Genomic DNA, 24302 nt, shown 5'->3' with positions numbered 1-24302 from the left:
ACTCAAAAGCTATGACTATTTTATTCAAACCATAAATTTATATAAATTTAGCAGTTTAATTTAAAATAGGTCTGAGTATATTTCTTGATTTGAAGGGAGAAAAATGGAGAAAAAATATGTGATTTTTTTGAATGGGGAATATAAATATTCGCAGCAATTTATGGATAAACTTGTCTCGGAAAATGCAGTTTGCTTTTGTGCGGATGGGGGAGCGAATTTTGCCTTTAAATATGGGAAAATGCCAGAAGTGATTGTTGGGGATCTGGATTCGATTGAAAAAAAAGTTTTGGAATATTATAAAAGTAAGAATATTTTGATAAAAAAATTCCCAAAAGACAAGGATTTTACAGATTTTGAGTTGATTTTGAAAGAAATTAATAAAATTTCGGAAAATAAGAATTTTGTTGAGAAAATATTTGTTGTTGGTGGACTTGGGAAACGAATTGACATGACTTTGAGCAACCTATTCATAATGGAAAAGTATAAAAATCTTGTTTTTTTGCAGAAAAATGAAGAAATTTTTTATGCAGAAAAATCTTTTGTCCTAAAAAATAAAAAGGAATGTGAATTTTCAATTATTCCAATTAGTGAAAAAGTTGAAAAATTAACCTTGAAAGGCTTTAAGTTTGAAACGAATAAAATTGATGTGAAAAGGGAAAGTTCCAGGCTTGTGAGTAATGTTATTGTTGGAAATGAAGCTAGCGTGGAATTTGAAAATGGGAAACTGATAATTATTTTGAAAAATAATAATAAAAATATTTATTAATAGATTTATTTAGCAACTTATTTTTATTAATAAATATTTTTTCTATAATTAATGTGTTTTTCTTTTTTTTTACAGGATTGCTCATTGCCGCAAATCCTGTACCTATGGCTAGACTCCGACTTTTATTTGCTCAACTCCGAAACTCCTCCTTCCAGTCGTCAAACAGTCGTAGCCGAACAAATAAAAGCTCCGTCGGTTTATTAAAACGATAAATTATATAATAAAATACAACAAATTTAAAATATAAGTTTAAAAAATGGTTTATCGAGATGATTAAAGTAAGAATTAAATATTTTAAAGTTTATTAAAAAAATAAATTTGTAAAAAGGATGTGTATAGATAATGAAAAAATTTAGAATCGAAAAGGAACATCAGAGGATGAAAATCTCGCAGTATTTGCGGGAAGTGCAGAATTATTCGGGGAGAAGTTTGAGAAATGTGGAAGTTTTTTTGAATGGAAAGCAGGTAAGATTGACTAAGAAATTGCCGTCACATGGGAATTTGAGAGTTGTAGAGAAGAAAAAGGGGACGGACATTAAGCCGATTAAACTGCCACTTGATATTATTTTTGAAGATGAGGATATTTTGGTTGTGAATAAAGAGCCATTTTTGCTTACACATCCGACACAGAAAAAAGCTGATTTTACACTTGCAAACGGAATTGTAAATCATTTTTTGGAAAAATATGGTGAAGTTCGAGTGCCACGATTTTACAACAGGCTCGATATGAATACATCTGGGCTGATTATTATTGCCAAAAACAGTTTTGCACAGGCATTTTTACAAAATTTTTCGATTTTTGAGAAAAAATATCTGGCGATTGTGAATGGAATTATTGATGCTAAGGAAATTGCTAGAATCAATGAAGAACTTGCAAAAGATGGGGAAAAACATAAGATTCAGGATTTGGAAAAGGAAAATTTGAAACCTGAAATTGAAAAAGTTAATTTTGGAGAAATGAAAAAATACGATGAAATGGAAAAAATAGAAAACAATTTAACTATTGAAAACGAAGATAGTAAAATTAGCAAAAGTGCAGATTTTGAAAACGAAAGTAAAGAAAATAATTTAAATTTAGAGAATCAAAGTAGTTTTGGAAAGGAAAGTCTGAAAGAAGACGAAACGAAAATAGTTATTGAAAGACGGATTTTTCGGGATGGAGATAATTTGGAAAGAATAATTGATGAGCGAGGGCAATATGCAAAAACGGCTGTAAAAGTCTTGAAAACTTATCCTGAAAAAAATGTGACATTAGTAGAATGTGAACTTTTCACAGGGCGAACTCACCAAATTCGAGTTCACCTAAAATCCATCGGACACACAATCGTAGGAGACGAACTTTACGGAAATGGCTTAAACAAAGAACTTGGAATAAATAGACAATTTTTGCACGCTTATAAGGTAAAATTTATACATCCTGCAAGCAAAAAGGAAGTTGAACTGGAAATACCAATTTTTTCGGATATGAAAGAGTTTTTGGAAAAATAGAAAAATTATATTTTTTACAAAAAATTATTTTTAAAATAAGAATAAAAAACTTACGATTTGAAAAATAAAAAGAAAGGACAGAAAATGAAAAAATTTAATTTTTCGGTTGATTTGATAAATGATAATATTTTGAAGTCGCTTCTGATTTTTTCGATACCGATACTTGTGTCGAATATTTTTCAGCAGCTTTACAATATGGCGGATATTGCTATTGTGGGGCATACTTTGGGAGATAACTCGCTTGCGGCTATTGGGGCTTCGGCGGTTATTTTTGAGCTGATTTTTGGATTTGCGTTAGGAATCGGAAATGGGCTTAGTATGGTTACGGCTAGAAATTATGGGGCGAATAACAAGAATCTTTTGAAAAAGTCTGTGGCTGGCTCGATTGTTATTGGGATTTGGATTACTGTGGGAGTAATGATTTTATCACGATTTATTCTTATGCCACTGCTAAAAATATTGCATACACCTGAAAATATTATAAATGAAGCATTTGAATATATAAACATAATAACAATGTTTATTGGCGTAACTTTTTCCTACAACTTGTCGTCAGGACTTTTACGTGCAATCGGAAACAGCTTTATGTCGCTTGTATTTTTGGTAATCGCCTCAATTTTAAACATTTTCCTTGATATTTATTTCATAACTTCCCTTAAAATGGGAATTGGCGGAGCTGCGATTGCAACAGTTATTGCACAGGCAATTTCAGTTATCTTGAGTATTATCTACATTTATGTAAAAGAGCCGATTTTAATCCCTAGAAAAAAACATTTCAGATTTGATAAAAAATTGTACAAGGAACTGCTTGGACAAGGACTTTCTATGGGGTTTATGATTGCGATTGTACTTATGGGAACGCTTATTTTACAGTATGCGATAAATGGGTTTGGATACTTGATTATCGCTGGACATACTTCGGCAAGAAAACTTATGGGATTTTGCAACATTCCACTAACTACAATAGCACTCGCACTTGCAACTTTCGTTTCCCAAAATAAAGGTGCAAACAAAGTAGACAGAATCCGAAAAGGCGTATTTTACGCAAATATGATGGATATAATTTTCGCAATCGGAATCACAATTTTTGTATATTTATTTTCCAAAAATATGATTCATCTGATGTCAGGCTCCGAATCTGAAATCGTACTTCACAACGGCTCAACCTACCTAAAAATCGCCTCTCCATTTTTCACAATACTAGGAATCCTCTTTAACTTGCGATACGCTTTACAGGCTCTCGGAGAGAAATTGATTCCTCTTGTTTCCAGCGTAATAGAATTTTTTGGTAAAATAATCTTCGTAATTTTTATCGTGCCAAAATTGGGTTATTTTGGAGTAATGATTTGCGAGCCGCTGATTTGGATTGTGATGGTGGGACAATTGGGATGGGCGTTTTATGGGAATTGGTATGTGAAAAATAATAGTAATAAAAAATAATATAATAAGATAGGAGTTATTTATGAAATTAAAAAAATTAATTATAAAAAATTTTAGAAATTTTAAAAATATAGAAATAGAGTTATCTAATAAAAATGTAATTTTTGGAATGAATGATACAGGAAAAACAAATTTACTTTATGCTTTACGATTTTTATTAGATAGAGATATACGAAAAAATGGATTCTTAAATACAGATTTTTATAAAAATGATACTAGTAAAAAAATAGAAATGATACTAGAAATTGATATTAGTGATAGAAATTTAGATGATGAAAATAGTTTTTCAAAAAATTCAAAATTTCTAATTTCTAAAACAAAAGGAGCAAGAAATTCAGATGAAAATCTAGACAGTTTTTTTATAAAATTAGAAGCAAATTATGATGATAACAGTTTATTTGGAAATCCCGATATGTATTGGGGTTCAATTTTAGAAAATTTAGAAAATATACCAAGAATTGGTGAAACATATGAAATTGACAGGATTTTTAAAATAATGTATGTTAATCCAAATACGGAAGATTTACAAAAAATATTTAAAAGAAATCGGAAATTGTTATTTGATGATAAAAATAATAATGAAAATGATGCGAAATTAGAAAAAAAAATTGAAAGAAGTATTTCTGAAATAAACGAAAATGTGAGTCAATTAAGTGTTATAAAAAATATTCAAGATTTATTAACAGAAAATTATAAAAAATATAAGTTAGAAGAGCTGTCAATAGAATTAAAATCAGAAATTGTAGTAAATGGATTTATGGATAACTTAGTACCTTACATAAAATGGAATGATGATGAAAATTATTATCCGACAAGTGGTGATGGAAGAAAAAAAATATTATCGTATGCTTTAAATAAAATAGTAACAGAAAAAAATTATGGAAATCAAATTGTAATTTATTTGATAGAAGAACCTGAAAATAGTTTACATAATTCAATGCAAATGATGCTTTCACAACAATTATTTTTACAGCCTGTTTATAACTATTTTTTTCTTACAACTCATTCTTCAAAAATATTATATGAAATGGATGAAACACAGTTAATTAGAATTACTAATAATTCTAATTCCAAAAGTTTTTCATATTTATATAAAGTACCTAAAGAATATAAAACATTAAAGAAAAAATTGAATAAAGGATTGTCAGAATCACTATTTTATAATGAAGTACTTTTAGTTGAAGGAGCTTCAGAATACGTACTTTTTGAAGCTGTTTTGCTAAAAGTAACTCCTAATTACGAAACATTAGGAAAATTTTTACTACAAACAGATGGAATAAATTTTAAACCTTATGTAGAGTTATATAAAAAATTACAAATAAAATATTTTATAAAAACTGATAATGATTTAAAATCGAAGAAAAATAAACCGTATACGTATGATTTAATAGGATTAAATAGATGTGTTGAATTAATCGATAATGAAAATTTAAATCGCATTGAGAGTATAGAATTTAATGTAGATAAAAAAGACCCCAAATATAAAGAAGAATTAAAAAAGCTAAAAGAAAACATTTACAGAAAATATAATAAATTCGTTAATAAATTCAAAAAAAATAACATATATTTATCAGAAATTGATTTGGAAAATGATTTATATAAAATAATTCCTAAAGAATTAAATGATTATATTAGAAAAATTGAAGGAAAAGAGTATGTTGGAGAAGAAAAAGCAGTAAAATGGCTACAGTCAAGTAAACTATATAATATGATTGAATTCATAAAAAATACCATGAACAAAGATTTAGCAGAAAAAATCAAAGAAAATACCCCAGTATTAAAGGAGTTTGTAGATAATGGAAGATAAAGAGATAAATCCAATTGATAAGGAAGAACGCGATAAAATTATAAAAACAGAAGGAAATATTTGTGTATTAGCAAGTGCAGGTTCTGGAAAAACCTCTATATTAGTAAAAAAATTAGAATTTGATATAGAAAAAGAAAAAGATCACTATAACTTTGTTGCAATAACTTTTACAAATAAAGCAGCTGCAGAATTAAGAGATAAAATAGTGAAAAAAGGAAGAGTATTTATTGGAACAATTGACAGTTTTTTAGAAAAAGAAATAATAGATATTTTTATTAAAAGCATTGAAGATAATATTCCAGAAAAATTTTATTATTCTTACCAAAAAAAAGATAAATTTTATAATTATAACGATGGCCTAAAAAAATTAAAAGAGCACAAAATTTTTGGAACATATGATAATGATATACAAAAATTAGGGAAGAATTTTAAATGTGAATTGGCATTAGAATTACTAAAAAAATCTGTAAGAGTACAAGAATATTTAAAATATAAGTACAAAAAGATTTTTATAGATGAATATCAAGATTCGGATCAAGGAATGCACGAGTTATTTTGCTATTTTGCTAAAGAATTAGGAATAAAATTGTTTATTGTAGGAGATGACAAACAATCAATTTATGGATGGAGAGGAGCTAAGGTTCAAAATTTTAAAAATATAGTAGAAAATAATATAGAAAAAATTAGTTTTAATATTTTTAGATTACATCATAATTTTAGAAGTCATATAAATATTACTTTATTTTCTCAAATATTATCAGAAAAAAATATAGAAAAAATTGAAAAAACAAATGAAAAAGTGATTTTCTATAAAAAAAGTACTGGAAATAAAAAAGAAGATATACAAGATATAATAAAAAGACAAAAGATAGATTTAAAAAAAAGTATATTAGTATTAATAGGAAATAATGAGGATATAAAAAGTATTTCATCTGGATTAATAGAAATAGACAGTGATTTTAAAGTAATAAAAAGAGATATTTTAAATGATTGTCCAAATTTCTTTTTATTGGAACAAATAGCAAAATATTATTTTGATAAAGATTATTCGGAATATGACTTTATGAATACTTTCTTATTTAGAGAATATACCCAAAAAGAAGTTTCAGAAATAGGAGAAAAATTAAGAAAATTATCTGAAAAATTAGATTTACAAATAATTCAAGAGATTTTTGAATATTTTGATATTGAAATACAAACAGTGGAAAACAATAAAAAAATTGTAAAAGAAAATGAAATTTTATTAGAAGTCTTATCAAATGATTCAAATAAAATATTTTATATTAAAGAAGCCAAAAAACCAAAACATATAATGACAACACATTCATCTAAAGGATTAGAATATGATCAAGTTATAATATTTTGTGATTACTATATTAATCGCTATTCTAAAAAGTTAAAAATAGAAGAAAACTATGTTGGCATAACAAGAGCTAAAGAAAAATTATTCTTAATTGGAGAAGATAAAGCTAATACATATAAAAATATAGTAGAAAAAAAAATCCAAGAAAAAGAATATAAATTTGAAGATTTCACAGAATGTTTATAAAAATTTCAAACCTACAAAGAATCTACAATTAAAGCTGAAATCAAAAAAAGAAAGATTTTAGAAGTGCAAATTCAAAAAATAATGGAATTTTTTGAAACTAATAATGAACTTACACGATCGGAATTAGAAAAACTTTTGAATATAAAAGAAAGCCGTGCGAGAGGTTTATTAATATATTTGGTAAAAAATGATATGTTACAAAAAATAGGGGCAACTAGAAATATCAGATATATAAAAACCGTCGGAAAATGATATAAAAAAATTACTTCAAATACTTAAAGATAGCGATTTTTGAGAAAATATTATTAAATTCGATTGGTAAAAAAACGTCGGAAAAAACCAATCGTAAAATCGTCGGAAAAAAATTAAGCAACGAAAATCACTAAAAAATCGTTGCTTAAAAATTATTAATTATTTTTTGTATTTTGATAATTTAATTTGTTATAAGACTGCAAAGTTTCTTGTTATCTGAAATACGATATAAATCCATTTTAGGTCTATTTTTTTTATCAAACGAATAAGATAATTTGTAATTTGAAAAAACTTGTGTTTTGTCATTCAAGTTTGTAAAATAGATAGAATTTTCATCTTCTTTTACTTCATAATCTAATTGTGAAAGTTCAAGGGTAACTTTTCCTGTTTTCAGTGCTGCACGATTATCTAATATACTAATTGAAATAGAAGGTTTACCATCTTCATTTAAAAATTTTACATAGGTAAGTCCTTTAAAGGTTTTATCAACAGAATAAGGACATCTCCAAAGTTCTTTGGATATTATATTGATATCAGAATTAGAAAAACTTAAACTAAAAGTCAGTAAAAACAACGCAAATATAATTTTTTTCATAAAATCACTCCCAAATAATAATTTTTTTATATTTTATAATATTTTTTTATGAAAATCAATAATAAAAACTAATATTTAAAATTTCACATTATTTTTAGAACTAAATGCATTTTGAAAAAATCCATCGGATAAGTCAAATTCAAAAGTTTCACGGCTGATGTAACCGACAGTTTTGTCGCTTTCGTAAAGTTGAATGAGAAAATTTGCCATTTCTTCGGATGTATGATAGTTTGGATAAGATTTATCATAATCAAAATTAGTTTTACCAGTTGCGACATTTCCAAAGTTAGTTTTGGTTGCAGCAGGTGCTAGGACTTTTGCTTTTAATTGTGCGTTATTTTGCTTTAATTCTAGTGCAAGTCCTTCTGTAAAGGCGTTTACGTAAAATTTGGTGGCACAGTAGACAATTGCGTTTGGGACGATTGTGTAGCCTCCTGCTGAGGAGATATTGATTAATTGAGAGCCTTTTTCGTTGTGGTAATCTTGGACGTATAAGGAAGATAACAAAGTTAATGCTTCTACATTGAGATGAAGCATATCTGAAATTTTATTTAAAGGTTGCTCTTTTACATTGCCATACATTCCAAAACCTGCATTGTTTATTAAAGTTTCAATATGATAGTTGTTTAATTTTGAATATAGTTCAGGAATTTTATCAACATCGGTTAAGTCAAAATCTATTACAAGAATGTCCAAATTCGGATTTTTCTTTAAAATTTCGCTTTTTAAGTCTTCTATTAAATTTTTTCGTCGTGCAATCAGAATAAGATTTTTATTTCTTTCTGCGAATTTTAGAGCCACAGCTCTACCTATTCCCGAACTTGCTCCTGTTATAACAGTATATTTTGTTTTCATAGTTATTACCTCCATAAATTTGATAAATAAAGGATAGCAGTTAGAGTATAGTATAAGTCAATAACTTTTTTGAAATATTTTCCAAAATTAAAGTTTTTTAATAATTTTTGCAGGTGTCCCAGCTACAATCACATTATCAGGCACATTTTTTGTAACAGTTGAATTTGCTGCAACGACTGAATTTTCTCCAATAGTTACTCCCGCTAAAACTGTAGATCCAGCTCCAATCCAAGCATTTTTCTTTATAATAATTTCTCCAGTTGTAAGTCCTCTTCTTTTGCTTGGTTCTAAAATATGATTTACAGTGAGCAGTGAAACTTTAGGTCCAATAAGCACATCATCTTCAATTGTAATTCCTCCTAAATCAACAAATATTGCTTCTTTATTCACAAAAATATTTTTTCCAAAAGAAATATGTTTTCCAAAGTCAGTTTGAAATGGTAAAGAAACTGTAACAGATTTATTAATTGATTTACCAGTTATTTTTTCAAGATACTCTAATTTTTCTTCATTTGTTTTATATCCATTATTCATTTCAGCAATCAATTTTTCATTTTCCCCTTTGGCAATATGAATTTCTTTAAAAAGTTCATCATCTTTCAAAATTTCATTTACTTTTTTAATTTTTTCTAATAAAGTTTCCATTTTTTCTTCCAAAATTTTTTCTTTAAGTTGTTTTTATCTTACATATTTAGTATAATATAAAACAATAAAAATATCTAATACTTATAACTAATATTCATCTATTAGTTTTAGTTATAGTAAAAAAGGAGAAAAAATGGAATTAAGAGTTTTAAAATATTTTTTAGTTGTGGCAACAGAAAGAAATATTTCTAATGCGGCTAAAATTCTTTATGTTTCACAGCCAGCACTTTCAAAACAATTAAAAAATTTGGAAGAAGAGTTGGGAGTTATTCTTTTTAAAAGAGGGAATCGGAATATTACTTTAACAGAAGATGGTGTTTATTTTTTAACAAAAACAAAAGAAATTTTAGCATTAGTTGATACGGCAGTTGCCAACTTGACACAAGAAGATATTGTTGGAGGAGAGATAAATATTGGTGCAGGTGAGAGTGCTCAAATGGGACATATTTTTAAGATTATTAATGATATGATGATTGATTATCCAAATATAAAAACAAATGTTACTAGTGGAAATGCAGACGAAATGCTTTTAAAACTGGATAACGGAACTTTAGATTTTGCAATTACATTTGGGTTTGTGGATAAAAGTAAATATGAGCATTTGAGTTTGCCCTGGTGTGATAAATGGGGATTGCTTGTGAGAAAGGATAATTTTCTTGCAAAAAAAGACTATATTTTGTCCAAAGATTTAGAAAATATTCCTTTAATTATTTCAAAACAAACAAATGTGGATAATTTTTTAGCTGGCTGGATAGGAAAAAGTATAGAAAATTTTAATGTTGTAGGTACTTTTAACTTACTTTATAATGCATCATTAATGGCAAAGCAAAATATTGGAAGCGTTCTATGCTTTGATGGAATAATAAATACGAGTGAAAGCAATTTGAAATTTATTCCATTAAAACCAGAGCTTGAAACAGAAATGAGTATTATTTGGAAAAAGAATCAAACTTTATCAAATATTGCGAAAAAATTTTTAGAAAATTTGAAAATATATATTTCTAATTATAACTTAAAATTATAGTTATATATAAATTAGAAATATTTGAAATAGTTAAAAAAATGATATACAATTCACTTGTGAAAAACAAAAGAAATAAAACATCAAAACAAAGGAATGTGATAATAATATTAAGAAAAAGGTTATTAGTAACTGCAATATTAGGAATAATAAGTATAGGAGGAAATATTATGGCAATACCTGCAATTAAACAAGTGAAAGATTCGAGTATAAAATTAGAACAAAAATGGGATAAAATTTTTCCGGAAAGTAACAAAATTGAGCATACGAAAATTATGTTTAAAAATCGTTATGGAATAACTCTGGTTGGGGATTTGTATGTTCCAAAAAATATTGGAAATCAAAAACTATCCGCAATAGCAATTTCAGGTCCATTTGGAGCAGTTAAAGAGCAATCATCAGGACTATATGCTCAGACATTGGCAGAAAGAGGATTTGTAACATTAGCGTTTGATGGTTCATATACTGGGGAAAGTGGAGGACAACCAAGAAATGTTCCATCACCTGAAATTAATACAGAAGATTTTAGTGCGGCAGTTGATTTCTTAGGAACACAATCATTTATTGATAGAGATAAAATCGGAATTTTAGGAATTTGCGGTTGGGGAGGATTTGCTTTAAATGCAGGAATTTCAGATACTCGTATAAAAGCAGTAGCAACTTCTACTATGTACGATATGACAAGAGTTTCTGCAAAAGGTTACAATGATTCGGTTGATGCAGAAGGAAGATATAATTTGAAAAAAGAAATGAATGAAGCTAGATGGAAAGCAGTTGAAGATGGCTATGCTGATTTATTACCGGCAAATAATCTGAGAAAAGAACAAATTACAAAAGATACACCAAAATTTGTTGCAGAATACTCTGATTTCTATACAACAAAAAGAGGATATCATCCTCGTGCAGTAAATTCTAACCCAAATGGTTCTTGGACTACAACTGGAATGTTACCATTAATTAATATGCCTATATTAGAATATGCTTCTGAAATGAGAACACCAACTTTAATAGTTGCTGGTGAAAATGCACATTCAAGATATTTCTCAGAAGATGCCTATAAAGCATTGGGAAATAAAAATAAGGAATTATACATTGTAAAAGGTGCAGTGCATACAGATTTATATGATGGTGGAAAAAATCATGTAATTCCATTTGATAAATTTGAAAGTTTCTTTAAAGATAATTTGAAATAAAATGATAAATTTAGGCTATTGTATTTTGCAGTAGCTTTTTTTTGTTGTATAATAGTTTTATAAATTGATATTGAAAGAGGAAGTAAAAATAATGCAAATAAAGGAGTTTTCAGAAAAAACAGGCTTAACTCCATATACAATAAGGTTTTATGAAAAAAAGGAGCTGTTTCGTGTAAAAAGAGATGAGAAAAATAGAAGAATATACGATGAAACCGATATTGAATGGATAAAAATGTTAAAAAGATTAAAAGATATGGGAATGAAATTGAGTGAAATTAAGAAATATTCAGATTTACGGTATGAAGGGAATGGAACGATAAAAGAAAGAATGAAAATTTTGACAAATCATAAAAAATATGTAAATATAGAAATTGAAAAGTGGCAAAAATATTTACAAAATCTTGACGATAAACTTGAGATTTATGAGAGTTTTTTAAAAAGCATTTCTGAAAAATAAAAGGGTCATAAATATATAGAAATTAAGGAGAAAATATGCTTGCAGATACAAATATAACTTGGGGATTTGTCTTGTTATCCCCTTTTATAATTCCAATATTAATTTTATTAACTTTCTGGTTTTTTGTTTCAAAACGAAAGTTTAATTTTCTTATTGCATTTACAATTTTATCATTATTATTTGTTAGGTATCTTCGTTTTCCTTATGACACAGTTAACCGTAATAGTGAGATTAAAATATCACAAAATTTTTTGATAAAAAGAACTTTGAGTTCGGATTCAGAGCATGAAGTTTATAAACTTGTCGATAAGACAAAGCCTGAAGATTTGATTTTGTATTTAAATGGATTAGCTAAAATTAATAATACTTGGGTTGGTTATATAGAAGAAACAGATTCTTACGAAAGGAAATATGGTGTCAAACCAGAAACATATTTTTTCATTAACGACAATAAAATTGAATATAACTTAGATGAGAAAACTTTAGAAAAAAGATTAGGTTTAAAAGAAATAAAATTACAGGATGCTGAATACTTTGTTGATAAATTTGGGAGTAAAAAAGAAATCTTATATCAATATCAATTAGATAAAACAGGAGATTTAGATGAAAATATTTCTTTAAATTCAGAATTAAGCAAGAAATTGGAAACAAAGTATAAAAAAGATAGAGCATTCTATTTGATGTTTTGGAGTGTAATGTTGCTTATGGAAATTATTTATCTATTTATAAAAAATAGAAAAATTACAAAAAGTAATAAAGATTAGAAGGAGAAAAAAGGATGGAAATAAATGAAAATAAATTTATGTCGAAAGTAAAAAGCTTTTTAGTATAGTTTTATTTACAGTAATTTACTTTTTCTTTCAGAAAACAATATATCCAGCATTGGCATTTTTGTTCTGGCTGGTTTTTGCGATGCCGTTAGCAGGAATTATTATTAATGCTCTGGAATTTTTACATCTTCCGCAAGTGGCAATGACCACTATTGCTGTTGTAATTTCGGGAATTGCTTTAATAACGGTTCTTATGCTTGTGTTTTACTTAGGATATTTGTGCAGTAAATTTTTGAAAAAAATGGATAAAACGATATTAGGCTGTGTAATGACAGCGATTTTAATCTATTTTTTGTATAAAGTTTTTACAGAAACAGATGAAAGTACAGCAATGTTTGCTCCGACAGCACGGGAAATACATATTTTCTGTACAGCATACACAGTTGGAGTATTTTTTAGTGATAAAGTCAAGAAAGTATTAGACAGAATAAAATTTAAAAGAAAAAAATAAAAGAAGGAGAAAAAAGGATGGAAAAAAATGAAAATAAATTTATGTCAAAAGCAAAAAGTTTTTTAGTATTAGTTTTATTTACGATAATTTATATTTTTCTTCAAAAAATTATATCAGCAGCTTTTTTTCTATTTTTAATGGCTTTTATGATTTCTTATGGAAATACAATTGAAATATTGATGATTCCCTTGATAATAGCGCTTGCATTTGTGTGTTATTTTGGATATTTGAGTAAAGATTTTTTTCAAAAAATAAATAAATTATTTATAAGTGGTGTGATGATTATAATTTTACTTTACTTTATATATAAAATTTTTAATAATAATGAATTTGAGGCGGGACAGACAACAGTATATATTTTTTGTACAATCTCACATATCTCATATACAATTGGAGCATTTCATAGCGATAAAGTCAAGAAAATATTAGACAGAATAAAATTTAAAAGAAAATAAAAATTTTTTTACAAATCCAGTTTGCTTATGGCATTTTTATCTGTTATAATTATTTTAATGGGAATAAATAAATTTTTTAGATAAATTTAAAATAGGAGCAGTATTTATGGGAAGAAAACATAGAAATATAATGTTGCTGGGGACAGGTTCTAATGTGGGAAAAAGCATAATCAATGCAGGATTTTGCAGAATATTTTATCAGGACGGATATAGCGTTGTGCCGTTTAAGTCACAGAATATGGCTTTAAATTCGTTTATTACGAAGGATGGAAAAGAGATGGGGAGAGCTCAGGTGGTGCAGGCTGAAGCGGCTAATATCGAGCCTCAGGCATTTATGAATCCAATTTTGCTAAAGCCTACAACAGACAGAAAATCACAGGTTATTGTGAATGGAAAAGTTTACAAAAATATGGATGCAAGGGAATATTTTGCCTATAAGCATAATTTAAAAAAGGACATAATGGCAGCGTACAATCACATAAGGGATAATTTTGATGTTTGCGTGCTGGAAGGGGCAGGAAGCCCTGCGGAAATTAACTTGAAGGAAGACGATATTGTAAATACAGGGATGGCTGAAATGGCTGATTCGCCTGTTATTTTGGTTGCTGATATTGACAGAGGCGGTGTTTTTGCATCAATTTACGGGACAATTATGCTTCTCGAGGAAAGTGAGAAAAAACGTATAAAAGGTGTAATTATAAATAAATTTAGGGGAGATAAGAGCCTTTTGACTCCTGGAATTGAGATGATTGAAGAGTTGACAAATGTGCCTGTTCTGGGAGTAGTGCCGTTTGTGCCACTAGGAATTGAAGAAGAGGACAGTCTGGGAATCGATAAGTATAATGTGAAAAAAGAGGGGAAAATTCGGATTTCGGTTATTAAACTAAAACATATATCGAATTTTACAGATATTGACGCACTTAGCCATTATAACGATGTTTCCTTGAAATACGTTACAAAAAGCTCTGAACTTGGAGATGAGGACATTATTATTATTCCTGGCTCCAAAAATACTGTGGAAGACATGAAGGATTTAATTGATAAAAATATAAGCAGGGAAATTATCAGGCTTGCAAAAAGAGGAACAATAGTATTTGGAATTTGTGGCGGTTTTCAAATAATGGGACAAAAAATAATGGATCCTCAAAATATTGAGTCTAATCTAAAAGAAATTTCAGGCTTAGATTTATTAGACATAGAAACAGTTATGGAAACAGCAAAAACAACAACACAGTATGAAAATAAAATAAAAAATGCAGATGGAATACTAGCTGGAATGGACGGCATTGAAATAAAAGGCTATGAAATACATCAAGGCTACAGTTATCCTGTAAATGAGGAAAAAACCGAAATAAAGTGTATCTTTGACGATGAAAAGCTAAAAGGTGCTGTAAAAGGCAATGTTGTCGGAACTTATATTCACGGAATATTTGACAATTCTGAATTTACAAATCATTTTCTGAACGAAGTAAGAAAACTTAAAGGGCTAGACAAAGTCGATGAAGACTTTAGTTTCAAAGAATATAAAAACAGGGAATACGATAAATTAGCGCAAATTTTGCGAGAAAATGTCGATATTGATAAGGTTTATGAAATAATGGGGATGAAATAAAAGTTCTTATTTGTCAAAATGGAGGAAAAAATGGATTTTCATGGTGGAAATATTTATAAAATATTTAGGGAAAAAAATATAACAGAAATACTGGATTACAGCTCAAATATAAATCCTTACGGAGTGCCTGAGAGCCTAAAGCAGAAGATTGCTGAAAATATTGGGATTCTTGAGAGGTATCCTGACCCTGATTATATAGAATTACGTGAAAAATTGGCTCAACTGAATAAAGTTGAACTGGAAAATATTGTGCTGGGGAATGGTGCAACAGAAGCTATATTTTTGTTCATAAAAGTAATAAAGCCCGAAAAAGTGCTGATTGTATCGCCTACTTTTGGGGAATATGAAAGGGCAGTAAGAGCGTGTAAAAATTCTGAAAGTCAAAAAATTGAAATTGAATATTTTGAATTAGAAGAAAAAGATGAGTTTAGGCTTAATATTGGGAAATTAAAAAAGGAACTTGAGAAAAAATATGATTTGGTAATAATTTGCAATCCGAATAATCCGACTGGAAAATTTTTGAAAATGGCTGAAACAGAGGAAATTTTGAGAGAATGCAATAGATATGATACAAAGTTATTTATTGATGAGGCATTTATCGAATTTTTAGAGGATGGACTAAAGGAAAGCATTGTAAATAGTGGCGAAAATAAAAAAAATTTGTTTGTAACTCGTGCATTTACAAAATTTTTTGCTATTCCAGGACTACGATTGGGATATGGAATTTATTTTGACAAAAATTTGGAAAAAAAAATCGCTGAAAAAAAAGAGCCGTGGAGTGTGAACAATATCGCTGAAATGGCTGGAATAACAGTACTTGATGATACAGAATATATAGAAAAGACATTAAACTGGATAACAGAAGAAAAAAAATACATGTATGAAAGACTGAATGAAATTTCAGGAATAAAGCCTTATAAGACTGAAGTAAACTTTATTTGTGTAAAAATAAAAGATGAAATGATTTCTAAAGGGCTGAATGTGAAAAAATTGCGGGAAAAAATGATGGAAGAAGGAATTTTGATAAGGGATGCCTCCAATTTTAAATTTTTGGATGAAAGATTTTTTAGACTGGCAATTAAGGATAGAAAGAGTAATGATAGGGTTGTTAGGGCTTTGAGAGAAATTTTAGAATAAAAAATTTGAACTTATAGGATTTGATAATGATTCATATAGAAGAAATTCTGGCAACGAGGAAGAATTAGGTATTGATTTTTCGACTAATAAAGTGAAAGTTATAATTGGTGGAAATATGTTTTTTAGTATTTTAAATGGGGATTCTTATGATTTATAAGATATTCCCTATTATTTTATATTAAACGCCATTAAAATAACGAATTTGTTACAAATTTTTCTAATTAAAGGATAAAATTTAATATTTTCAAATGATTAAAACATAATTTTTACTTTTTAAACAAATTTTAGTATTATAGTAAAACTGCTTTAAAACTAAACTCAAAAGGCTATGACTTTTTATTCAAACCCTAAATCTATATAATTTTTAGTAGTTTAATTTTAAATAGATTTGAGTATATTATTATAAATTAAATTGACAAAAAATGGAAAAATTAATAGAATGTAGGTATATAATAATTTATGGAGCATAAGGAGTGAAAAATTTCTGTGAATAATTTGTTTAATCAGAAAATACTGGCTAAAAAGGCTGAAGAAGAAATCGATTTAAGTAAACATAATTTTTCTGAAAGAAGAAAAGCACTAAATAAATGGATAAATAACCTTGAAAATGGTGTTCTGGATAAATCGAAAGAAGAAGAGTTTCAAGGAGAATTTTTATATGATATTTTTACAACTGTGTTGAGAGCTGTGAATAAATCGGATGGAAAAAATGAATGGAATTTGGAAAGAGAAACTAAAACAAAGTTAGATGGTCAGAAGGCTGATGGAGTTTTGGGATTTTTTGATACAGATGGAAAAAAAGATGTCAGGGCTGTAATTGAACTGAAAGGTGCGAAAGTTTCGCTAGATGTAAGGCAGAAAAGAGTTGGAGATACAAGGACTCCTGTAGAGCAGGCTTTTAATTATGCTCCAAAATACGGAAAGAACTGTCAGTGGGTTATAGTTTCAAACTACAAAGAGATAAGACTTTATAGAGCAAATGATATGACAGAATATCAGGTTTTCTTCCTAGAAAAGCTGAAAGATGATTTAGAATTTAAGAAGTTTATTTATATTCTTTCATTTTATGCTTTGGTAGGAACTGAAAAGAAAAAGGCAAAAACAATAGAACTTTCTGAAGAATATCAGAAAAATCAAGCTGAAATCGAGAAGAAATTTTATAACGAGTATAAAAATATTAGATTACATATTTTTGAAAATATGCGAAAAAATAATCCTACAATAAATGAGAATATTATAATTGAAAAAGTCCAAAAATTATTGGATAGATTTCTGTTTATCTGCTTTTGTGAAGACAAGGGCTTGCTTCCAAACGAGATTTTTTACAAGACTTTAGAAAAAGGTAAAAACTTTGGGGATGTTTTTGAAGTTTTTAAAATGCTTTGCAATTGGATAAATTTGGGAAATCCGAGAGAAAATATTTCTCATTTTAATGGAGGTTTATTTAAAAATGACGATGTTTTAGAGAGCCTTTTTGTGGATAATGAAGTTTTTGAAGAAATGAAAAAAATATCTGAATATGATTTTGACTCTGAACTGAATGAAAATATCTTGGGGCATATTTTTGAGCAATCTATAAGCGATATAGAGGATTTAAAAAAAGAATTAAATGGGGAAGAATTTGACAAGAAAAAAGGGAAACGTAAAAAAGACGGTATTTTTTACACACCAAAATATATAACAAAATACATTGTAGAAAATTCGATAAAAAACTGGCTTGATGACAAACGAAAAGAGCTGGGCGAGGATAAACTTCCTGAACTTACAGAAAAAGATTTTGAAATAAAATATAGCAGTAAAAAAAGTAATGAAAGAATTTACAGCAAAAATTATAAAAAACATATAGAATTTTGGACAAAATACAGAGAAGCTGTAAAAAATATAAAAATTGTAGATCCAGCTTGCGGAAGCGGAGCATTCCTAATCAAAGCCTTTGAATATTTATTAAATTACAACGATTATTTAAATGATAAAATTTTTGATTTGACGGGAACAAAAGATTTGTTTTCAGATACGACAAGAGAAATTTTACAAAATAATATTTTTGGAGTGGATTTGAATAAGGAAAGTGTAGAAATTACGAAATTATCATTATGGCTAAAAACAGCCGATAAAAATAAAACACTTGCAACACTTGAAAACAATATAAAATGTGGAAATTCATTGATTGATGATGTTGAGATTGCGGGGGAATTGGCATTTGATTGGGAAAAAGAGTTTCCGCAAGTGTTTAAAAATGGTGGATTTGATGTTGTTGTGGGGAATCCGCCGTATGTTTCTACAAAACAAATACCAGCAAATGACAGAAATTATTACTGGGATAAATACAAAGAAATTTTATTTTCTGAAATGGATTTATATGAAATATTTATATATAAATCAATAAATGAATTGTTGAAAAATAAAGGTTATCTAGGATTTATTACACCTGATTCTTATTTTACAAATACAAGTTTTGAATTATTAAGAAAATATTTACTAGAAAAAACTAAAATTATTGAAATAATTGATTTTCCATATAGATTTTATCCATTTGAAGAAGTTAATACGGAAACAGCTATTCTTATTTTAAATAAAAAAATAGATAAGAATTTTGTAAATTTAAGAGTATCAAATAGAAATGTAAATAATTTATATTTGAAAGAAAGTTTAAAAAATAATATTCAACTCAGTCAAGAAGAGATATTAATGAAGTATAATAATAAAATAATAGTTAATATAAATTCAATTTTAAACAAATTACTAAAAAATAGTTTAAGATTTGGGAATTACCTAGAATTGCATAAGGGATGGATGAGTATTCCTAAAAAAATAAAAATAGGTTTAACAGAAATAGAAAAAGGGATATTTACTAAAGAAGAAGCAATAAAAAATAATATTATTAATAATTGTTCTGAATACTTGGAGGGTAGAGATATTCATAGATATTTTACTGATAAAGTAAATAAATATGTTTATATAAAAAATATTGATAAAACAACGAAAGAGTGGCATTTTTCTCCTAAAATAATACTTCAAAGAATAGTTGGTCAAAATAGAAATAAAATATTTGCAACAATAGACTTGAATCAAAAAATTATATTTCCGAATGCAAATTTAGTTAATTTGAAAAATAAAAAAGATGATGTAAGATTTTATTTAACAATTTTGAATTCTAGATTAATTAGCTATTTTTATAATTTATATTATGGAGAATCAAATACTAATTTAACCAAAATAGCTTTTGAAAATATTCCACTAGTTAATATAGAAAATATAAATCAACAGCCTTTTATCAAAAAAGCTGATAAAATGTTATTTTTAAACAAAAATCTTCAAGAAATTTCACAAAAATTCCAACGAATGATTATGAGAGAACTTGGTTTAGAAAAAATTTCTACTAAATTACAAAATTGGTATTTATTGAATTTTGATGAATTTATAAAAGAGTTATCAAAAGTAAAAGTGAAATTAAGCCTTTCGCAAAAAGCTGATTGGGAGGATTATTTCATTGCAGAAAAATCAAAAGCAGAAACATTAAACAATGAAATTACAAAAACGGATAAAGAGATTGATGGGATGGTTTATGAGCTGTATGGGTTGAGTGAGGAGGAGGTTAGGGTTGTTGAAAGTTAAAAAAGAAGAAAATCTAGTTACAAGAACTATAAATCAATTACATTTTGAAGACTTAGATGCAATAAGATTTGAAGAATTGATACTAGCAATGGCATATAAATGGAGAAGATGGGAATCAATAAATCATTTTGGAAAGTTAGGAAGTGATGATGGAATTGATATAGAAGCAACTGAAAATTTATATGATAGAGAAAGAATGTATATATTTCAATGTAAAAGATACCTAAAAATTTCACAGTCACAATTAAAAAAAATAGTAGATGAGTTTTTATCAAAAAATAATTTGTTACCAGATGTGTATGTTTTAGTAGTAAGTTGCTCAATAAGTAAAAAGAATATTGAATTTATGAGAACTTATTTATCTAGCAAAGGAATAGAAAAATTAATTGTTTGGGACAAATCAATTTTAGAAACAATGTTATATACAGATTATCAAAATTTATTATTTGCATATTTTGGAATTAATTTAATAAAAGAACATAATAATAAAATAAAAACAATTAGACGAAATGTAGCATTGAAAAAAAAGATGCACTTAGATTTTTTGAATAATAATAATATAGGTAATTATAGCGTAACAGAACATCTAAAAAAACCGTTTTTAAAATTTGGATTTACTAAAATGACTATACATTCAATTTATGATAAAAATTATCCTTATGAAAATACGTTGTTAAATAATGATTATACAGGATATTTCAGAGTAGATATATATGATTTTTATTTTAATGGTTTAATAGTAACAGATGGATTTGTTGGAGTAAAATTAACACAATTTAAAAATGGTAAAAAAATGAGCAACAAAATGAAAGCATTACGACTGGGATATATACCTTTTGAAAATATAATAGAATATGATATGGAGGGGGATGAATTTTATGATAATCCTCATCTATATTGTGAATTTATAAATGTATGTGATCCATTTGAAAAAATAGGCTATGCAGTTTTAGTATCAGATGATGAATATCAGATATTTGATGAAAGTGAAATATTAAAAATAGAAGAAATTAAATTTGAGAAAAAGGGGAAATAGGGATGGAAGAATTATATATTTTAGGAAATGGATTTGATTTATATTTGGAATTAGAAACGAGATATGAAGATTATTTTAATTCAAGAAAACTTGATGAAAATTTTTTTAAGAAATTGGAAAATATTTATAAAAAAAATTATCAATATAGAAAAAATAATAAGGGTAAAAAAGTATTAGTAATAGTTGACAATATAGGCTTAAGAACAGAAATAGAAGAACTGTACAATAAATATAAAATTGAGAATTTGTTTTATTTATATTTATCCTTTTTAAAAAAAGAAAATTTGAATTGGAATGAAGTTGAATCCAATATTAAAAAATTTATAATTTATACTAATGAAAGTTTGAAAAAAACAGTTGAAAATATACTTGAAAATGCAGAAATGAATAAATTATATATTTATATTTTAGTTTCTAAAATTATAATTTTAAAAAAAATAGATGAGATAAAGAATGAAAATGAAAATAAAAGAAATGATGAAGAAAAAAGAGAATTTAACTATCTTGATTTTATGATGGAGCAATTAAACTTATTTGAAAAAGATTTTGGGAATTATATAGGAAGTTTAGAATTAAAAGAAGAAAATAAAAATAGACTAATAAATATTTTTAGAACGACTTGTCGGAAAAAAATTATAAATTTTAATTATAGTATATTTTTACAAGATTTAATAGATAAATACAAAGATATAGTTTTTTCAGAAATAGAAATTCTTAGGAGAATAAAGCCAATAGAAAGTATAGTAAATATACATGGTGATTTTAAAAATCCAATTTTTGGAATAGATAGCCATAATTCAGAAGAACAATTTCAAAATTTTACTAAAACATCAAGAATTTTAAATAATGATACAGTAGGAAATTTTGAATTACCAAAGCCTGGAAAGTTAGGAACAATTAATTTTTTTGGACATTCTTTGTCAGAAGCAGATTATTCATATTTTCAAAGTTTATTTGATTATTATGATATTTATTCTTCAAATATAAAATTAAATTTTATGTATTCTGAATACGATAAAAATGATTTAACGAGAGCAAAAAGAGAAACACATAATAATGTTGTAAAATTAATGAAAAATTATGGAGAAAAATTAGAAAATAAAGATAAAGGGAAAAATTTATTACATAAATTATTAATTGAGAATAGAATTAAATTGATAAATGTTGATAAAGAAAATAAAATTATTGATAATTCAAATTATAGTTTTAATTAAAATTTATAAAAATATAAAAAGAAAGGAGTGACCACAAATGAAAATAAAAAATATTCACATAGAAGAATATAACGGACTTGAAAACTTAAATATAAACTTTGAGTCAGAAGGAAAAGTTTTGGATTTGATAGTTCTGGCTGGGATTAATGGGAGTGGAAAAACTAGAGTTTTGGAAAGTATTCGTTATTGGTTTGAAATGTTTAGAAGCAAAGCTGTTAATGTGGAATTATTTTATGAAGAGAATGAAATAGAAGTCTTGGAAAGTCTTATGGATAGTGAAGGATTGACAGAAGTTGAAAAAGAAGCACAAAAAGATATTGAATTTACAGATTGCTTGAGAAATATAAAATTTTATAATTATGATTACAGACACAATAAAACAGAAAATCGAAATTATAATTCAAAAATAATAAGCAGAAGTTTTGAAAAATTAAAAATATTTCCCAAAATAATTTATGTTCCAACTGAAATTAATTTTGAAGAAATTAAGAAAGCTCAAACAAATTTGAAAAAAGAATATAATTTTATTAATATTGTAGATTCATACGAAATAAAGGATATTCCGTCCTATATTGCAACTCAAATTTCAAAGGTTGCAAATGAAGAAGAAAATTTGACAATGGGACAAGTTAGAAAAAAGGTTTTTAAGGAAATTAATGGGATTTTTGAAATTTTGGAGTTGGATGTGAAACTTTCAGAAATATCGAAAGATGAGAATAGTATGCCGATTTTTACTGATTCTAGCGGAAAAAAATTTGGAATAAATGAACTTTCTTCAGGGGAAAAGCAGTTGTTTTTACGGACTTTGGCGATAAAAATGATAGAGCCTGAAAATTCGATAATTATGATTGATGAACCAGAACTTTCATTACATCCAAAATGGCAACAAAAAATTGTTGATGTTTATAAAAAAATTGGTAAAAATAATCAGATAATTTTGGCAACACATTCTCCGCATATTTTAGGAAGTGTTGAGAAAGAAAGTATAATCTTGCTAGTAAAAAATAAGAATGGTGTTGTGGAAGTTAGAACTGGAGAAAATTTTGGAAATTCGTATGGGCAGACTATCGAAAGAATTTTGGAAGATATAATGGGGCTTGAAACAGATAGAAATCCTAGTGTGTACGAACTGCTTAATCAAGTAAAAGAAATGGTTAAAAATGATAATTATGAAAGTTTTGAATTTGAAAGAAAATACAGTAAAATAAAAGATATTTTAGGAGAAGATGATAGAGATTTATTTTTAGTGGATATGGATTTGCAAATAAAAAAGGGGAGAAAAAATGCTGAAAGTAGATAAAAACGATGAGCCAGAGTTTTTTACGGAATTTAAAAAGAAAAGTAATCCGAAAAGCTGGAAAGATTTTGATTTTGAAATAAAGGGCAAACTAAAAGAGTATATGCTTGAAAATGAGCAGAAAATAGATGGAAATTATTTTTGTCCTTATTGTGAAAGACAGATTTCTGTTGAGAAAAGTCAAATTGAGCATATAAAACCTAAAGACAAATTTCCAAGGTTGTTTCATAATTACAGTAATCTTTTGACAGGTTGTCTTGAAAATCAGAGTTGTGGTTCGATAAAAGGAAATAAGTGGGATGATAAATTTATAAATCCAGTTGAAAATAATCCCGAAGATTATTTTGAATACAGCATTAGTACAGGGGAAATAATTCCAAAATATAAAACTGGAATAAAGTATGAAATGGCAATAAGAACAATAGATATATTAAACTTAAATCAGAAAAAATTGTGTGAAAGCAGAAGAATCCTTATTTTAAGAAGTTCTTTTAAAGATAATGGGAAAATCGTTTTGAATACAGAAATTTTAAAATACATAATGAAATTTCCTACACTAAAAAAATTTCTTTTAAAAAATTTATAAT

22 protein-coding genes are annotated in these 24302 nt (G+C 26.8%); 19 read left to right on the top strand and 3 right to left on the bottom strand.

The window, feature by feature from the left end; all coding sequences use genetic code 11:
• Window positions 1–103 precede the first annotated feature (103 nt).
• The 6 genes from ACEG17_RS04460 to ACEG17_RS04435 all read left to right on the top strand — a co-directional run bounded on the left by ACEG17_RS04460 (window position 104) and on the right by ACEG17_RS04435 (window position 7302).
• On the top strand, window positions 104–766 hold the full coding sequence (locus ACEG17_RS04460) for a thiamine diphosphokinase (RefSeq protein ID WP_372582720.1): 663 nt from the start codon (window positions 104–106) through the stop codon (window positions 764–766).
• Window positions 767–1108: 342 nt separating this feature from the next.
• A complete protein-coding gene (locus ACEG17_RS04455; RefSeq protein ID WP_372582719.1) occupies window positions 1109–2254 on the top strand; it encodes an RluA family pseudouridine synthase in 1146 nt (381 codons plus the stop codon).
• An 84-nt stretch (window positions 2255–2338) separates the two neighbouring features.
• On the top strand, window positions 2339–3694 hold the full coding sequence (locus tag ACEG17_RS04450; RefSeq protein ID WP_372582718.1) for an MATE family efflux transporter: 1356 nt from the start codon (window positions 2339–2341) through the stop codon (window positions 3692–3694).
• A gap of 22 nt (window positions 3695–3716) precedes the next feature.
• The gene (locus ACEG17_RS04445; RefSeq protein WP_372582717.1) at window positions 3717–5501 is read left to right on the top strand and encodes an ATP-dependent nuclease; all 1785 of its coding nucleotides are present in this window, start codon (window positions 3717–3719) and stop codon (window positions 5499–5501) included.
• Entirely contained in the window at window positions 5491–7050 is a 1560-nt protein-coding gene (locus ACEG17_RS04440; RefSeq protein ID WP_372582716.1) for a UvrD-helicase domain-containing protein, read from the top strand. Before ACEG17_RS04445 ends, ACEG17_RS04440 begins: the two co-directional genes overlap by 11 nt.
• A 63-nt stretch (window positions 7051–7113) precedes the next feature.
• The gene (locus ACEG17_RS04435; RefSeq protein WP_372582715.1) at window positions 7114–7302 is read left to right on the top strand and encodes a hypothetical protein; all 189 of its coding nucleotides are present in this window, start codon (window positions 7114–7116) and stop codon (window positions 7300–7302) included.
• A gap of 181 nt (window positions 7303–7483) precedes the next feature.
• Here the strand turns inward: ACEG17_RS04435 and ACEG17_RS04430 are convergent, their stop codons facing one another.
• The 3 genes from ACEG17_RS04430 to ACEG17_RS04420 form a co-directional block, all read right to left on the bottom strand.
• Window positions 7484–7897, bottom strand: coding sequence for a hypothetical protein (locus ACEG17_RS04430; RefSeq protein ID WP_372582714.1), 414 nt, complete (start codon window positions 7895–7897; stop codon window positions 7484–7486).
• A 75-nt stretch (window positions 7898–7972) separates the two neighbouring features.
• A complete protein-coding gene (locus tag ACEG17_RS04425) occupies window positions 7973–8752 on the bottom strand; it encodes an SDR family NAD(P)-dependent oxidoreductase (RefSeq protein ID WP_372582713.1) in 780 nt (259 codons plus the stop codon).
• An 87-nt stretch (window positions 8753–8839) separates the two neighbouring features.
• Window positions 8840–9397 (bottom strand): DapH/DapD/GlmU-related protein, encoded by a 558-nt coding sequence (locus ACEG17_RS04420; protein ID WP_178935704.1) that lies wholly within the window; start codon window positions 9395–9397, stop codon window positions 8840–8842.
• A 133-nt stretch (window positions 9398–9530) separates the two neighbouring features.
• On the opposite strand from ACEG17_RS04420, the gene ACEG17_RS04415 reads away from it, so the two are divergent.
• The 13 genes from ACEG17_RS04415 to ACEG17_RS04355 all read left to right on the top strand — a co-directional run bounded on the left by ACEG17_RS04415 (window position 9531) and on the right by ACEG17_RS04355 (window position 24301).
• Window positions 9531–10421: a LysR family transcriptional regulator gene (locus ACEG17_RS04415; RefSeq protein ID WP_372582712.1), complete on the top strand. Its 891-nt coding sequence runs from the start codon at window positions 9531–9533 to the stop codon at window positions 10419–10421.
• A gap of 167 nt (window positions 10422–10588) precedes the next feature.
• Complete coding sequence (locus ACEG17_RS04410; protein WP_372582711.1) at window positions 10589–11611, top strand: alpha/beta hydrolase; 1023 nt, start codon at window positions 10589–10591, stop codon at window positions 11609–11611.
• Between the two features lie 91 nt (window positions 11612–11702).
• Window positions 11703–12068, top strand: coding sequence for a MerR family transcriptional regulator (locus tag ACEG17_RS04405; RefSeq protein WP_036060432.1), 366 nt, complete (start codon window positions 11703–11705; stop codon window positions 12066–12068).
• Between the two features lie 35 nt (window positions 12069–12103).
• Entirely contained in the window at window positions 12104–12832 is a 729-nt protein-coding gene (locus tag ACEG17_RS04400; protein ID WP_372582710.1) for an endonuclease, read from the top strand.
• A gap of 148 nt (window positions 12833–12980) precedes the next feature.
• Complete coding sequence (locus ACEG17_RS04395; protein WP_372582709.1) at window positions 12981–13349, top strand: MerT protein; 369 nt, start codon at window positions 12981–12983, stop codon at window positions 13347–13349.
• Window positions 13350–13366: 17 nt separating this feature from the next.
• The gene (locus tag ACEG17_RS04390) at window positions 13367–13804 is read left to right on the top strand and encodes a MerT protein (protein ID WP_372582708.1); all 438 of its coding nucleotides are present in this window, start codon (window positions 13367–13369) and stop codon (window positions 13802–13804) included.
• Window positions 13805–13910: 106 nt separating this feature from the next.
• Window positions 13911–15416 carry a cobyric acid synthase gene (locus ACEG17_RS04385; protein WP_372582707.1) on the top strand — a complete coding sequence of 502 codons (1506 nt, stop codon included), beginning with the start codon at window positions 13911–13913 and terminating at the stop codon, window positions 15414–15416.
• A gap of 30 nt (window positions 15417–15446) precedes the next feature.
• Window positions 15447–16553 (top strand): threonine-phosphate decarboxylase CobD, encoded by a 1107-nt coding sequence (gene cobD, locus ACEG17_RS04380; protein ID WP_372582706.1) that lies wholly within the window; start codon window positions 15447–15449, stop codon window positions 16551–16553.
• 486 nt (window positions 16554–17039) lie between these two features.
• Window positions 17040–20168, top strand: a complete 3129-nt coding sequence (locus ACEG17_RS04375) for an Eco57I restriction-modification methylase domain-containing protein (RefSeq protein WP_372582705.1) — start codon at window positions 17040–17042, stop codon at window positions 20166–20168.
• Entirely contained in the window at window positions 20158–21204 is a 1047-nt protein-coding gene (locus tag ACEG17_RS04370; protein ID WP_299575198.1) for a PDDEXK family nuclease, read from the top strand. The genes ACEG17_RS04375 and ACEG17_RS04370 overlap by 11 nt, the downstream gene beginning before the upstream one ends.
• A 2-nt stretch (window positions 21205–21206) precedes the next feature.
• The gene (locus ACEG17_RS04365; protein ID WP_372582704.1) at window positions 21207–22418 is read left to right on the top strand and encodes an AbiH family protein; all 1212 of its coding nucleotides are present in this window, start codon (window positions 21207–21209) and stop codon (window positions 22416–22418) included.
• A 37-nt stretch (window positions 22419–22455) separates the two neighbouring features.
• Complete coding sequence (locus ACEG17_RS04360) at window positions 22456–23718, top strand: AAA family ATPase (RefSeq protein ID WP_372582703.1); 1263 nt, start codon at window positions 22456–22458, stop codon at window positions 23716–23718.
• Window positions 23702–24301 (top strand): retron system putative HNH endonuclease, encoded by a 600-nt coding sequence (locus tag ACEG17_RS04355; protein WP_372582702.1) that lies wholly within the window; start codon window positions 23702–23704, stop codon window positions 24299–24301. Before ACEG17_RS04360 ends, ACEG17_RS04355 begins: the two co-directional genes overlap by 17 nt.
• The last annotated feature ends 1 nt before the right edge of the window (window position 24302 follow it).

Origin of the sequence: Leptotrichia hongkongensis (assembly GCF_041538065.1) — a bacterium.
Lineage (GTDB): Bacteria > Fusobacteriota > Fusobacteriia > Fusobacteriales > Leptotrichiaceae > Leptotrichia > Leptotrichia hongkongensis.
The sequence above is the reverse complement of the archived record's forward strand: the minus strand, read 5'-3'. Positions and strand labels throughout refer to the sequence as shown.

Coding starts and splice junctions, on each gene's coding strand:
- ACEG17_RS04430 (WP_372582714.1), bottom strand. CDS start 7,897: ATGAAAAAAATTATATTTGCGTTGTTTTTACTGACTTTTAGTTTAAGT.
- ACEG17_RS04420 (WP_178935704.1), bottom strand. CDS start 9,397: ATGGAAACTTTATTAGAAAAAATTAAAAAAGTAAATGAAATTTTGAAA.
- ACEG17_RS04395 (WP_372582709.1), top strand. CDS start 12,981: ATGCCGTTAGCAGGAATTATTATTAATGCTCTGGAATTTTTACATCTT.
- ACEG17_RS04405 (WP_036060432.1), top strand. CDS start 11,703: ATGCAAATAAAGGAGTTTTCAGAAAAAACAGGCTTAACTCCATATACA.
- cobD (WP_372582706.1), top strand. CDS start 15,447: ATGGATTTTCATGGTGGAAATATTTATAAAATATTTAGGGAAAAAAAT.
- ACEG17_RS04440 (WP_372582716.1), top strand. CDS start 5,491: ATGGAAGATAAAGAGATAAATCCAATTGATAAGGAAGAACGCGATAAA.
- ACEG17_RS04400 (WP_372582710.1), top strand. CDS start 12,104: ATGCTTGCAGATACAAATATAACTTGGGGATTTGTCTTGTTATCCCCT.
- ACEG17_RS04410 (WP_372582711.1), top strand. CDS start 10,589: ATGGCAATACCTGCAATTAAACAAGTGAAAGATTCGAGTATAAAATTA.
- ACEG17_RS04385 (WP_372582707.1), top strand. CDS start 13,911: ATGGGAAGAAAACATAGAAATATAATGTTGCTGGGGACAGGTTCTAAT.
- ACEG17_RS04415 (WP_372582712.1), top strand. CDS start 9,531: ATGGAATTAAGAGTTTTAAAATATTTTTTAGTTGTGGCAACAGAAAGA.
- ACEG17_RS04365 (WP_372582704.1), top strand. CDS start 21,207: ATGGAAGAATTATATATTTTAGGAAATGGATTTGATTTATATTTGGAA.
- ACEG17_RS04450 (WP_372582718.1), top strand. CDS start 2,339: ATGAAAAAATTTAATTTTTCGGTTGATTTGATAAATGATAATATTTTG.
- ACEG17_RS04445 (WP_372582717.1), top strand. CDS start 3,717: ATGAAATTAAAAAAATTAATTATAAAAAATTTTAGAAATTTTAAAAAT.
- ACEG17_RS04460 (WP_372582720.1), top strand. CDS start 104: ATGGAGAAAAAATATGTGATTTTTTTGAATGGGGAATATAAATATTCG.
- ACEG17_RS04390 (WP_372582708.1), top strand. CDS start 13,367: ATGGAAAAAAATGAAAATAAATTTATGTCAAAAGCAAAAAGTTTTTTA.
- ACEG17_RS04425 (WP_372582713.1), bottom strand. CDS start 8,752: ATGAAAACAAAATATACTGTTATAACAGGAGCAAGTTCGGGAATAGGT.
- ACEG17_RS04355 (WP_372582702.1), top strand. CDS start 23,702: ATGCTGAAAGTAGATAAAAACGATGAGCCAGAGTTTTTTACGGAATTT.
- ACEG17_RS04455 (WP_372582719.1), top strand. CDS start 1,109: ATGAAAAAATTTAGAATCGAAAAGGAACATCAGAGGATGAAAATCTCG.
- ACEG17_RS04360 (WP_372582703.1), top strand. CDS start 22,456: ATGAAAATAAAAAATATTCACATAGAAGAATATAACGGACTTGAAAAC.